This window comes from Sphingobium jiangsuense (assembly GCF_014196495.1).
Classification (GTDB): Bacteria; Pseudomonadota; Alphaproteobacteria; order Sphingomonadales; family Sphingomonadaceae; genus Sphingobium; species Sphingobium jiangsuense.
Genome location: NZ_JACIDT010000003.1, coordinates 43011 through 55197 on the forward strand (window position 1 = coordinate 43011; position 12187 = coordinate 55197).

At 60.2% G+C, this 12187-nt stretch carries 11 protein-coding genes; 1 reads left to right on the top strand and 10 read right to left on the bottom strand.

Annotation, left to right across the window (positions count from 1 at the left end):
• Positions 1 to 30: 30 nt before the first annotated feature.
• The 9 genes from GGR43_RS05075 to GGR43_RS23505 form a co-directional block, all read right to left on the bottom strand.
• Positions 31 to 3513 carry a calcium-binding protein gene (locus GGR43_RS05075; RefSeq protein WP_188070883.1) on the bottom strand — a complete coding sequence of 1161 codons (3483 nt, stop codon included), beginning with the start codon at positions 3511 to 3513 and terminating at the stop codon, positions 31 to 33.
• Entirely contained in the window at positions 3513 to 4205 is a 693-nt protein-coding gene (locus GGR43_RS05080; RefSeq protein WP_188070884.1) for a hypothetical protein, read from the bottom strand. The genes GGR43_RS05075 and GGR43_RS05080 overlap by 1 nt, the downstream gene beginning before the upstream one ends.
• Complete coding sequence (locus tag GGR43_RS05085; protein WP_188070885.1) at positions 4202 to 4426, bottom strand: hypothetical protein; 225 nt, start codon at positions 4424 to 4426, stop codon at positions 4202 to 4204. The genes GGR43_RS05080 and GGR43_RS05085 overlap by 4 nt, the downstream gene beginning before the upstream one ends.
• A 22-nt stretch (positions 4427 to 4448) precedes the next feature.
• The gene (locus GGR43_RS05090; protein ID WP_188070886.1) at positions 4449 to 4772 is read right to left on the bottom strand and encodes a hypothetical protein; all 324 of its coding nucleotides are present in this window, start codon (positions 4770 to 4772) and stop codon (positions 4449 to 4451) included.
• Positions 4773 to 4992: 220 nt separating this feature from the next.
• Positions 4993 to 5319 (bottom strand): hypothetical protein, encoded by a 327-nt coding sequence (locus GGR43_RS05095; protein WP_188070887.1) that lies wholly within the window; start codon positions 5317 to 5319, stop codon positions 4993 to 4995.
• Between the two features lie 179 nt (positions 5320 to 5498).
• Positions 5499 to 6905 (bottom strand): relaxase/mobilization nuclease domain-containing protein, encoded by a 1407-nt coding sequence (locus GGR43_RS05100; protein WP_246343351.1) that lies wholly within the window; start codon positions 6903 to 6905, stop codon positions 5499 to 5501.
• Positions 6906 to 6992: 87 nt separating this feature from the next.
• Entirely contained in the window at positions 6993 to 7532 is a 540-nt protein-coding gene (locus tag GGR43_RS05105; protein ID WP_188070889.1) for a plasmid mobilization protein, read from the bottom strand.
• A 579-nt stretch (positions 7533 to 8111) separates the two neighbouring features.
• Positions 8112 to 10496, bottom strand: a complete 2385-nt coding sequence (locus tag GGR43_RS05110) for a type IV secretory system conjugative DNA transfer family protein (RefSeq protein WP_188070890.1) — start codon at positions 10494 to 10496, stop codon at positions 8112 to 8114.
• Positions 10496 to 10783, bottom strand: coding sequence for a hypothetical protein (locus GGR43_RS23505; RefSeq protein ID WP_246343353.1), 288 nt, complete (start codon positions 10781 to 10783; stop codon positions 10496 to 10498). Before GGR43_RS23505 ends, GGR43_RS05110 begins: the two co-directional genes overlap by 1 nt.
• Positions 10784 to 11219: 436 nt before the next feature.
• Between GGR43_RS23505 and GGR43_RS05120 the strand changes: the two genes are divergently transcribed.
• A complete protein-coding gene (locus GGR43_RS05120; protein ID WP_188070891.1) occupies positions 11220 to 11573 on the top strand; it encodes a hypothetical protein in 354 nt (117 codons plus the stop codon).
• Between the two features lie 65 nt (positions 11574 to 11638).
• Here GGR43_RS05120 and GGR43_RS05125 read toward each other — a convergent pair whose 3' ends face one another.
• On the bottom strand, positions 11639 to 12001 hold the full coding sequence (locus GGR43_RS05125; RefSeq protein ID WP_188070892.1) for a phosphoglycerate kinase: 363 nt from the start codon (positions 11999 to 12001) through the stop codon (positions 11639 to 11641).
• Positions 12002 to 12187: the final 186 nt, after the last annotated feature.

The following is a 12187-nucleotide window of genomic DNA, read 5'->3' on the forward strand; positions in this document are numbered from 1 at the left end:
GCGGCTTTTCTCGGAGGAAATCGCCCTCTCTTACGCGGCCAGCAGGTGGCCGTTGGCAACAAGCGTGTCCACATCAGGAAGCGAACTGTAGCCTGAGAGGTTGGCGACCGATTGCCAGCCGTACGCGGTGCCGGTGCCGTCGAGGTCAATCCTCAGGCCGAGGCCATAATATGCAGTCGGCTGGAACTTGACAAAATCGGCGAGATTATCGGTGAGAGGGTCATAAACGCCGTCCAGCACGTCGCGGATATCAATCACGTCGCCGTCCGTCATCGAGAAATCGCTAATAGTGTCGGTCGAACCGTCAAGCGCGGTGGCATCGAAGTGGAATATGTCAGCGCCAGCACCGCCATTGAGGCCGTTGGAGCCTATCCCGCCACTCAGGAAGTCGTCTCCATCACCACCAAAGAGGTGGTCGCTCCCTGCGCCGCCATAGAGCGTATCGTTTCCATCACCGCCGCTGATGTGGTCGTTGTTCGTTCCCCCGAAGATCGTATCATCGTAGGCGGTTCCAAACGCATTCGTAGAGCCATTCGGTAGGCGCATCATCAGCCCACCTGTCAAATCCCAAACTGTGTTGTCGTCAAACACAACCTGCTCGACAGGCCCGATTGTCGCGCCGGTACTGCTATCATAGGTGCCGCCCGAGACCGTGACTTTATCGGTGGCTCCATATTGTATGTATAGACGTGACTGTGTGCTATTCAGCACTTCTGCCCATATCAGAACGTCATCAGCCAAGACACCTTCCAGTCGGATCGTGTCTGTACCTTCGCCTACGTATTCGTAAATCGTATCCTGACCATCCCCGGCCTTGAACGTGTAAGCATCGTTGCCAATGCCGCCATAGAGGTAGTCGGTACCCCCATTCCCGGTTAACGTATCATTTCCGGCATAGCCGTAAATGTGGTTCGTCCCCGAGCCGCCTTCAATCGTATCGCCATAGATTGATCCGTATCCGGCGGTGGTGCTGCCATCGGGCAGACGCAAATCGAGCCCTTCGCGCAAATCCCACGTTGTGCCATCATCAAACATGATGAACTCAACATATTCCCCGACGCGCGACGCGCCTGAACTATGCTTAGAGGCGCTGATCGTGAAGGAATCGTTGTTCGTGTAGCGGATAACCAGCCCGCCATAGTTGTCCGTCCAGAGGCGGACATTGGCCGGGTCGATGCCGCCAAGGAATATGGCATCGGTGGTCGCGCTGACGGTTTCGTGGATATTGAGACCATTGCTGTGCGGCGCATCGCCAGCGCGGAATATATACACATCGTTAAAGCCAGAATCGTTGGCGATCCAATACCCCGAAGCAAAGGGTGTCGTGAAACGAAGCGCCAAATCCTCGCCGAAGTAGCCGCCGGAGAGGTTATCGGCTCTGAGGTCGTAAGAGGGATTGCCGAGAAGGTCGTTCATGCCCGATTGCGCAAGGAAGTGCGTGGCGACCATGCTGAATGCCGCGTTCCATGCTTCGCGCATGGGCGCGGCGGCGATCCCTCCAACGGTCGAAGTCGGGCTATTGCCGAAAACATCGCCGTTCAGCTTCTCAAGGAAGGCAACCATCCGCGCGTCGAGAGCAGTACCCCGGCTGTTGGGGTCCATATCCGTGACGCCAGCCCATTCGTACATGATATCGGTCAGTGCAGCCCGAACATCGAAGTTGGACGCGAATAGCTCAGCGGCGGATTTAGTCGCCAGCGTGGCCACCATGTCGAGCAAATCTTCGTTCTGGCTCATGGCGATATGCAGGTCCGCCATCTCGCCATAGCCTCGCTGTGCGGGCAGAATGAGCGCTCTTACATCAAGGTCATATTCGCCCGCGTAAGACGTGTTCGTGTTGTCGTAGGTAAACCACGCATCCACAATATCGTGCGTCTGGCCGTTCATCGTGAATGTGCTTTGCTGGCGGATCACGTTGTCGTTCAGGGTGTAGTTCGCCGACGAGTAGTTCAGATTGATGCTAGTTATGTCGAGGCTCGTGAGCGTAAAAAGCTCCCCAGCGTCCGTCAGGCCGTCACCATTGGCATCCATCCATATCAGTAGGTCCGCGAACTGGTCGTCGTTAGCGTCAATGCCCCCGTCGCTGTTGCTGTCGTAAGCGGCAAGGGCCTGAAAGCCGTTCGCGGCGCTGCCGTTTTGGTCGCCAAAAAGCTCCGAATGGTCGTCAATCTTGCCGTTGCTGTCGAGGTCGATGGCAAGAAGGCCGCTGCCTGCGCCTATCCAGCCCGACGCTTCGCGCATGCCGTCAACGTCGATATCCCAATAGACCGGAGATGTGTTGACGCTAGTGAGGTTGATACCTGTTCCGGCGATATCCAGTACAAGAGGCGAGCCTGTGGTTATCGCAGTGCTAAAGGTGCTTTGGACAAGCTCCATCAGGTTGCCGATGTTGAAAACCTCGGACGGGTTCGAGAGGCCCCATTTGTAGTCATCGTAAAGCTGCTGGCTGAATCCAACCAGGCCGAGGCCGGAGATTTCCTCGTACAAATCTTTGAACATGCTCTCGCCAGCAGCGCCGCCAAGATAGCCGCCCGCAAGACCCGCAGCGCCGACAAACAACATGCCCATAGCAACGCCGACGTTTACGCCCGGAACGGCGAGCAATGCGCTAGCGCCTGCCGCGCTGAGGGTGCCGAGGCCCAAACCCCCTAGAAGGCCGCCTGTATGCGCGGCTAGTATCGAGCCTGCCGTGTGATTATCGCCGTTGTCATAGGCTTGCTGTGCTTCGACAATCGCGGCTGCGGTGCCGAGGATGTCGCCAAGCCAACCCACCTTGTCGAGCGCGCTGCCGAACTTGCCGAGGTGAAGAAGATTGTGGGCTTGGCCATCAACCTGAACGCCGGTCGCTAGAGAACTGAGACCTTTATGCAGGTCGGCCTCGGCGATGGAGAGTGACTTTCCGCCTTTTTCAAACGTGTATTTCTCGGCTATCGCATCATAGCTGCCCGAAAGACCCAACTGACTGTTCGCCGCGCTGGTAGTCACATCGTGGTAAGATTGCCATCCTCCACCAATGTTGGGACTTCCAACGGTGGAAAGCTGCTTATAATCCTCGATGCTTATCCGGCCATCGACGGCGGCGGCCTGTGTCAGGCTCTGCGTCGAGACAACGTGATTGAAGTATTCAGAGCCGTCGCCGGATACAAAATAACTGGAATCTCTTGTTGCAACGAATACGCCTTCGTCAATCGAAATCCCGTGTGCGGCGGGGTTTTCGAGAATGGATTTTATTGCTTCGTCGCCTGCGTCTCTTGGACCGTCAGGAATACCCGTAATCACGTCTTTCAATAGTCCAGACGTTACTTTTTCTCTGAGCAAGTCCCGTAAACCCGGACTATTGCCATGGTCATTACCCTCGGGGGCCAGTTCCCCAAGGATGGTATCGGGTAGATAGACATCGTATTTCTCGCTAAGACCATCGAGAATGGCGCTTCCAAGATTTATATCAAATCCGTTTCGACCAAAAATATCTATCACATAGTTAGCATCCAGAATTAATACAGGCTTGCTCATTACTCCACTCTATCTGCGATAACGCCATTTATGTTGCAAGATTTGACCAGTCTGTAGGTTATTTCCCCCCGTATCAAATACTCCAATCCCCAATGTTTGATGGAATTAAAGTCGTTTGGTGAAGCGGTAGACTTAATCACTTCGGCTAGTGCATGGATAGAATCATAAGGCCAAATGCCGCCGCGCCGCAGGCACTCGACTCTTTCAAAAAAGAGGTGTGGTGCAGCCCGATAGGCGGCCTCAATGATTCTATCGGCCATTTCTTGAGTGAGTCCCATCTCGCCTTTACCTGTCTCAATAGGATACGAGGGCAAGTCAGGCATTGGGCCGTTTTCGGATTCAGCCAGAGGCCGCCCCCGCACTTCCCACGCCGGAATCCCGAGCGCCAACCTCAACCTGCGACTCATCTCGAATAGAAGGTCGAGCATTCCGAGTCTGGTGGTGGGGATTTCAATGTGCTTGCTGGCCTCGTCGCGGAAAAACTCGACGATGGCCGCCAATTCCATGATGTAGACGTTATCGAAATTCCGGCTCTCTACCTCCGCCTGCGCAGCTACGAGGTCCGGCCTGTTCGCCCATAGATAGGAGAGGGCGTTATCGGTCACGGCCTGACTGCAATATTTTTCCTGATAGACTGGAAGCTCCAAGAGCGGCGGGACAGATTTCGTCTGGTCTTTAGTTTGCTGTGTCATTGGGTATTCTTATTCATCAGTTTTTGAATGGATTTCTTGACCGCTCGGTATGCGAAAACAAATAGCGTCACGATGAATGCGATATACACCAATAACATGCCGTATGCCGTAATGGCTGCTTTGATGGACTCACCTCCGACGTCTGACATTCCCAAGAAGGTGCCGAGCGCTATCATTGCAACGACCCCGACCGCACCCATTGCATCTTTTGAAAAACTCATAAGTAAAATTCCTTATAAAGTTCTACTTCTTTTTAATAGCTTCCGTAAAAACGACTTGTTTATTAGCTTCGACACATGCGTGAAGCATCATGTCTCCGCTTGCGAGCTTGATTTGAGAGGTGTACATGGTATTTCCTCGCACATCGTCAACTTTAAGAATATTCATTTTAGACTGAAGCATTTTTGAGTTATCAATGCAATTATCGATGCTGACGAATATGCCATTGTCGGTAATTACGTATCCACCGGGAGTCTCTGATCCGATTTTAGGTGCGGACTCAGGAGAATCATCGCATCCAGCAAGAGAAACAACTAGAAAAAACGCTAATAAAACAGATAACTTCATTTGCCAACTTCGCAAAACAATAAACATGGATAGAAAGATACTATTCGACGGACACTAAGTTCAATACTTTTTGTTTTTCGATAACTTATTAGTTTACGTCTTAAATGGTGTCATCGCTCGATTGAGCTGCCGTTGAAATTTCCTGAGGGTCATTTAATTGATATTGATAATAGTTAATCAGCGAACAGACACTTGTTCGTTGTGAGCGATTTCAGTTCGTCTACGGCCCCATAGGCTTGTTGAACTTCCCGCGCAGCGATGGCGGCTTGGATGGTGACGGCGATGCAGGCGATTGCGCCGCAGACTTCGGCGGAGGAGCCGGTTTCGGCACAGGCGGCGGTGACGGCTGCGCAAGAAATTTCGATTTGAATCCCGTGCGCGCGAGAAGCGCGCGCAGGCCGCGCGCGCGGCGGTTTTTCACGCTGCGCTTCTTGGCCGGATTCATGAAACGCGAGAGCACACGCCGCACGGTCGGCATGAACGTGGGCACAAGCTCGGGCGGGTCTTCAAACCCGTCACTGTCCTTCGCGGTCGCGCCCGTATCCACCTGCTCCGGCGACGGCGCAGCGTCGAGATGCAGGAAGCGCGATACGGCAACGGAGATTGCCGCGATGTCGGGAAGCCAGCCAAACAGCCCTTCGGCGGCGGCCTCGCCCTGCTGACCTGTGGCAACCTTTTTCTTCTTTTTCTTGCGGCCCGGTTCTGGTTGCAGGAAACGCGAGCCGCTTACTTTGCGGGCCTTGGCGGCGGTTCCGCCGCGCGCCCCTCCTGTTGTTGCCGCTCTACCTCGCGGCGGTCTTCTTCGACCTGCACAAGCAATCGCGCCGCGCGGGCTGAATCTTCCGCATAGCGGATACGCTCGCGCGCAAACCCCGCCTGCTGATCGCGCCGCTGCTGGTCGTGGCGTTCTTTCAGTTCCGCGATGTGCTCGGCCCTGTCCTGACGGAGCAATGTGCGAAGGTCGGCGCGCTCGATGGCCTGCCGCTCTCGCAGGTGTTTCCATGCGGTGTCGCGCTCAAGGCGCTTCTCCGCGCCGCGCCCCGGATTGAGGCGGTTTTGCAGGGCTTCGATATATCCCTCGATGCCGGACAATTTGCCATCGCGGATGAAGCGCTCGCGCTCGGCCTGCTGCTGGCGACGCAGACCCTCTATCTTTTCCCGCGCTTCAAGAACGAGCACATGCCGGAGCTGGCGCAATTCGGCATGATGCCACTTGGCCAGTTTCTCGGCCTCGGCCTGTTCGCGCGCGGTCAATGCCGCCGCGACGGCGGGTGCAAGGTCCGGTGCGCCGGAATCCTGCTTCTGCGCGTCCGGCATCTCGCCCTGCGCCTCCGGCGCTGGTGCGAGATCTTCGACGGGCGGGCGTTGCATCTCGAATGCAGGCGGCTCGGCATCCTTCTGCCGGTCGCGCTGCTGGGCTTTGGCCTCGCAAGCGGTGGGAAGCGCATCGCGGTCCACATCCGCCATGAAGGCCCGCGCCTCGGCGGCCTTCATTTTGAGTTCGCGGCTCAGGCTGTAAACGCTGCCCTCCGGCCCGACGAGCACGAAGTCCTTGCTGTCGCCCCGCGCCAGCACATAGCCCGCATCTTTCACGGCGGCCTTGAACGCCATGCCGCTGTCACAGGATGACTTGAGCCCCGCAAGCTGCGCCCGCCGCTCTTGGGTGGAAAGGCCGCTGCGTTCGGCCTGCTGATGCTCCGCATGGCTGACCTCCGCGCGCGGGAACTCCGGCTGTTTGGCGCGGTCGCGCTTCGCGTGTTTCCCCGGCACATGCTCATGACCGAACTCGCGTTCCAGTTTCAGGCTGGCGCGCTCATGGGCGAGATAGTTGTTGCTATCCGAGCGCATGGTCATGGTTTCGAGGTCGGTGCGCGCCCAGACGATATGGATGTGCTGGCGGCCTTTCTTTTCGTGCAGGACGACGGCGCGAGGCTGGCCGTCCAGCCCGAGTTCCTGTTCCAGCACCTCCACCGCCCGCGCCCATTGCTGGGACGTCATCTCGTAGCGGGCGTCGGGGTCGATGTTGACATGATAGAGGCCCTTCTTGCCGCGCGTGCCTTCCGAGAGTGTCTGCCAGTCGCGGAAGGTCGCGGCCAGGTCATCGAGGCCGGAGTGCAGTTCCAGCACCTCCATGCGCTCGTTGGTGTCGGTGCGCTGAAGGTGGGCGGCAAGCTGGCGGGGTCCGGCGCGTGAGCCTCCTTTGATAATCATGCCGCTGGCTCACGGTTCGGGCGGCGGGATGAATTTGGACAATCCCGCAGGCGGGATGGCCTCTGGCGCTGCCGTTGCCGGTGCCGGTGCCGGGATTGGAGCCGGTGCGGGTGTCGAGGCTAGCGGCGATGCCGCCGCTGGCACGCGATCCGGCTCTTTGCCGAGCGCGTCATAGATAAGGCTGCGGATGTGCGCGAAGTCGGCCAGCGCTTCGCGCAAGTCCGGCAGGACGGTTTCCGGCTCGCCGCCTGTATGCAGGTAGCGGGCAATCTGGTTCAGATTGCTACCGGTCTTGCCAAGGTGGCCGAGGATTTGACGCAGCGCAGCACTGTCGGCAGGGATGCGCCGCTGCGCGCGGGGACCGGCTTCGCCGATGAGCGCCGCGCGGGCGAAGGCGGCGGCGGCCATGCCCGCCCTGTCGGCGCGGGCGAGAAACGCCGACTTTTCGTCGGGCGTGACGCGGGCATAGATGGTGGCGGTGCGTTGCCGCCGTTCCGACTTGCGCCGCCCGGAAGGGCTGTGCTCTGAGCCGCTATCGCTCAAGCGCATCTCCTTTCTGCCGGACGTGTCCGGCTGCGGGGTCGAGGGGGTATCCCCCTCCGTCAGGGTGCAGGGGCATGAAAGCCGCCTGCGCGTCGTCCAGAGCGCGCAAGCTCTGGCCGTGGGTGCCGGGACGCGGAAGTCTCCGGCGAGTGGTCGAGGGGTGCGACAACCCCTTGTCTGGCTCCAAGGGCGAAGCGCCTTGGTCGATGGGTCCCAAGGGAGCGCGATAGCTCCTTTGGTGGGGTCCGGGGGCAAAGCCCCGGTCATGGGTCGCAGGGAGCACGAAGGCTCCCCGCACGGGTGCAGGGGTGTGAAACCCCTTGCTCGGGAGGGATGCAACGGGAGGGCGAAGCGCCTTCCTTGCCAAGCCAGCACCTTCAGGTGCGGGGTGTGGACGGTCAGTCCGCACATGGCTTGCACACTCTCCTAAGCCATAACTTAGGATAGCACGGGACGTGCTGGGGTGTGGGGTAGCGAGCGCTTGCGGCAAGCCGGGATATCGCCGTCTGCATACAATCGTATGCGACTCGCTCAGCGTGGGTTGAAGCGTAGCATAGCACGAAGGCGGGCGATGCGGCGATGCTTTCATCCCGCGCGGCCCTCTTCGCCGCCGCCCGTGGCGAGCACGTCGCGGGCCTCGTTGAGCATCTGCGCGAAACGGGCGGAGCCGCCGGTGTCGGGATGCACCTTCTGCATCAGCCGCTTCCAAGCGGCCCGCACCTCGGCGGCGGTTGCGCCTTCGGAGAGGCCGAGAAGGTCGAGCGCTTCCGCGCGCGTCATTTTGCCGTTGGGTTTTGCGGCGCGCTGACGCGCGCCGCCGGACTGGCGGCCATTATGGCCGCCGTCCTGTTTGCCGCCCCGCACAAAATACGGGTTGTCGTCGTAGGCTAAGGGCGGTTCCCAATAGAGATGCGGATAGGCGCTGGCGAGGGGCGCGAAGGCCTCGGGCAGCCGCCAGTAATCGACCGGACGCACATAGTGCGGACGGTCGGCGGGATTCAGGACAATGGCCACGTCACGGCCCAAGGCCAGCACCTCGTCGGGCATGAGCAGCGGGCGGCCTGTTTCTCCGTAGTTGAGGTTTTCGCTATGCCCGCCGCCGCCGGGGCCGAAGTTCTGGCCCTCGCCATGGCCGACCGTCTGCACGGTCACTTTGCCCAAGGTTTCGGAGAGGTAGTTCGCGCTCTCAAGGTCGTTGACGTTGCAAAACCATTTGTAGGCGCAGTTCGAGAGGATGGTACCCGCCGCCGCGCCGTAGAGGTCTTTGAGCTGGTCGAGGCCCTGCACAATCAGGGTGAAGTCGATGCCGTAGCCGGACATGGTGGCGATATCGCGGGGCAAATCCTCGATGCGCCCCAAGGCCGGAAACTCGTCCATCAAGATCATGCAGCGGTGCGGCGGACGCCCGCCCAGCGGATAGCGTTTGAAGGTATGCATGGCCGCCGTAGTCATGAGCCGGAGCCATGTACGCTGGGTGTCGATGCGGTCGGGCGGGATGACCAGATAGACCGTCACCGCCTCGCGGATGAGGCCCTGCATGTCGAAGGATGATTGGGCGGTCGCGGCCTTCACCTGCGGGTCGGACAGGAACTTGGTCGCCTCCGACAGATTGGACATGATGCCGCTGTAAGTCTCTTGGGCAAGGTCGAGATACGGGCTGACCATCTCCCGTATCGCCCCGCCGAAGGCGCTGCTGGCCGCCATCGGCACCAGAAACCTCTCCGTGAAATCCTTCCGGCTGAGGCTCACAATCTCCCGCGCGCGGGCGAGCGTCTTTTGCTCGCCCGGCTGGTCGGTAATCCACAAGAGCACGGCGGTCAGAACGTTGGCCGCGCTGCCCTGCCAATAGCGGTCTTTGTCGCCGGGGGTCGTTGGACAGACTGCCGCAGCAAGCGCCTGCGCCACCGCGACGGCGTTGGGGTCGTCGCGCACCAGCACATCCAGCGGATTGAAGGTCGCGGGTGCAAGGCCGCGCTCTTTGAACGTCTCCGCCAGTTCGCCCCACGGGTTGATGACGTGGACGGCGCTATTGAGGGTGCCGCGCCGGATGCGCGCCGTGATGGCAGCGTTTTCGCCCTTGGGGTCGATCACAATCGCCGAGCCGCCATAGCGCAAAAGCGTCGGCACGATGACGCGGGTGCCCTTGCCGGTGCGGGTGCGCGCGACAATCAGCGTATGGTGCTCCGGCGTCGAGAGCACGGGCGCGCCCGTCTGCTGCTCGATGGGGATGGCTGAAAGCTCCGGCGCGCTGCTCTTGCCGAAAAACACGCCCCTGTGACCGTCGTATTCATGGGCAAGGTTGGTGCGTACCTCCGCATAGCGGGCGGAGCCGTAGTTGTCGGACAGGGCGGGTTTCGGCTTCGGTTTGCGCCGTTTGTCCTTCACCAGCCAAATCAGCCCGACGACGCCTACGAGCACGGCCAGCGGGCCGAACAGGCCGGAAAACAGACTGCCGAGAAAGCCGATGCTGTCTCGGAACAGGCCCACGGCCATGTCCTTGGCAAACCCTGCAAGCGCGGTGACGTAGTTCCAAGGGGTTCGCTGTTTCGGCGGGTCATATTGCGCTCTGAGCGCCGCCATGCGTTCGCGGGCGATGCTATCAGCGGCGCTGCTCAGCATGAGGTCTTGGCCCGTGCCGATGCCCTGCCATTTGCGGCGCAAGGCGGTTTCCGCTGCTTGCAGTTCAGCGGCGCGGCTGCGCCATGCCGCCGCGTCAATCTCGCCTGCCTTACGACGATACTCGCCCTCCGCAAGCGCCACGCGGATATCGGCCAGCAACGCTGCATCGCGGTCAAAAACGCGCTGCTGAGCGGGCGGCAGCACCAGCCCGCGCGGCTCGCCACCCTGCCGGAATATCGGATTATCCTTCTGCCAGCTTGGCGCGGCTTCTTGCGCGGCGGCGGACAAAGGCGACGCGGCAAGCGTCAGCGCCATGGCGACGGCCCGCAAGGGCTTCGTCGCCGCGCGCATCAGAATGGCCCTCCTTGGGCGGGCGGCGTTCCGCCCGCCCCGTCGCCGTTCGGCACCGCCAGTTCCGGCGCGCCTTCGGCGGCGCAGAGGTCGTTCCACAGTTCCGCATAGTGCGGATGGCTGGTCGGGTTGGTTACGATGGTATGCAGCAGATTTTCGAGGTGATTGGTGACGATCTGCGTGAGCAGGCGCGACGGCAGCGCGGGATTTCGTCCGACTCGGGCGGCGTCGAGTCGCTCGATGTGCGCCGCAAGCGCGAGCAAGCCCGGCTGCACTTCCACCCCCACGGGCACGGGTCGTTTGCATCGTTCATCGCGGCGGAAAGCACGGCTTCCAAGCTGCACACATCCGTATGCGCGGCGAAGAGGGATTTGAGGTGAGCGAGTTTGGGATGGGGCGGCGCATCGGGCGTATTGCCTGCGCCTTGTTCCCAAGCGTTTAGCGCTTCATCTGCGGTTGGTGCGCTCGGCTTGTCCTCCGACATGATGCCCCCGTGAGTAAACATACGCCTGTATGTTTGTGCGGAGCGGCAAGCCGCCTCGGTAAATCTTTTCCATGTCCTGCCTTGTGGACGGGGCATTGCAGATGTACTTGCGCACAAACGTCTTTCCCCTTCACAATCTAAAGAGACAGGGGGCGCGTCAAGCTTACCATACAGAGGCGCGCATGCGCAGATGCCTCTACGGCATCGTGCGGGTAGAGCGCCCCCGGATTGGGGGAGATGTGAAATGGCTGTCCTGCGGCACTGATTTCATCGTGGCGGACGTGATCCGCTGGCGCGAGCCGGTCTGGAAACCCCAGCCGCGTAACTCCAAGAAAAAGCCGGTCATCACCGGCCACCGCGTTATCACGGGCCAAGTCGTCAAGATCGACCGTGGCGGCTGGGTGCATATCGAGGTGACGGCCTGCGCGGTCGAGCCTGCGCCCCAATGGCTGCGCCCCCTCTATCCCCTCAAGCGCGGCGAAGCGATACGCCGCCAGCGCGGGAAAATCGGCCAAGGCAAGATAGACCGCATGGCGTGGAGCGACGAAACCGCCCGCGCCGCCATTGTCGGTTCGCGGTTCGTGAAGGTATGAAGCCGCGAGGGCGCAATAATGACAGCCGCGAGGGCGCGGCAATGCCGCGCCCACCGCAGGTCGGCCTACCACCACGAGTCATAGAAAACGGTCTTGCCCTCGGCGATGGCCGCACGAGCGTTGGCGATGAACATAAGGTCATCTTCGTTTTCGCTGCCGTCGGATTCGCCGAAGAAGAAACCGCTGGTTGGCGGCAAATGCCCTGCGCGCACGTCCGCTTCCAGACGGTCGAGGTCTTCCGCCGTGAGGGCGAGCGTGATGCAGTTGAACGTATCCGTGCCGCCCTTCTCGAAGTAGAGGCTTTCCATCCAGCCGTGAAGGTTCGGATGCTTGCGCCAGTAGTGGATTTCAGCGGCATCTTCGACCTTGAAGCCGAAGGGCGTTGCCGGTTTCTCGCGGGTCACAAGTGCATACATATCCAGTCCCATTTTGTTGCTCCTTTTGATTGGTGTTGTTCGTCCCGAAGGACGCGGCACCTCGGAGCGGCGGGACCAAGCTGCTGCCATCATGGGCAACACGGCCCGAAGGGGTGGTGCGGGCAGCCCATTGACGGCAAAGCGCCCGACGCCAGTAACGCGGCATGACTGAGGGCGGAACAACACCACGGGAGCAAC

Coding starts and splice junctions, on each gene's coding strand:
- GGR43_RS05090 (WP_188070886.1), bottom strand. CDS start 4,772: ATGAAGTTATCTGTTTTATTAGCGTTTTTTCTAGTTGTTTCTCTTGCT.
- GGR43_RS05085 (WP_188070885.1), bottom strand. CDS start 4,426: ATGAGTTTTTCAAAAGATGCAATGGGTGCGGTCGGGGTCGTTGCAATG.
- GGR43_RS05110 (WP_188070890.1), bottom strand. CDS start 10,496: ATGCGCGCGGCGACGAAGCCCTTGCGGGCCGTCGCCATGGCGCTGACG.
- GGR43_RS05075 (WP_188070883.1), bottom strand. CDS start 3,513: ATGAGCAAGCCTGTATTAATTCTGGATGCTAACTATGTGATAGATATT.
- GGR43_RS05100 (WP_246343351.1), bottom strand. CDS start 6,905: ATGGAGGTGCTGGAACTGCACTCCGGCCTCGATGACCTGGCCGCGACC.
- GGR43_RS05080 (WP_188070884.1), bottom strand. CDS start 4,205: ATGACACAGCAAACTAAAGACCAGACGAAATCTGTCCCGCCGCTCTTG.
- GGR43_RS05125 (WP_188070892.1), bottom strand. CDS start 12,001: ATGGGACTGGATATGTATGCACTTGTGACCCGCGAGAAACCGGCAACG.
- GGR43_RS05105 (WP_188070889.1), bottom strand. CDS start 7,532: ATGCGCTTGAGCGATAGCGGCTCAGAGCACAGCCCTTCCGGGCGGCGC.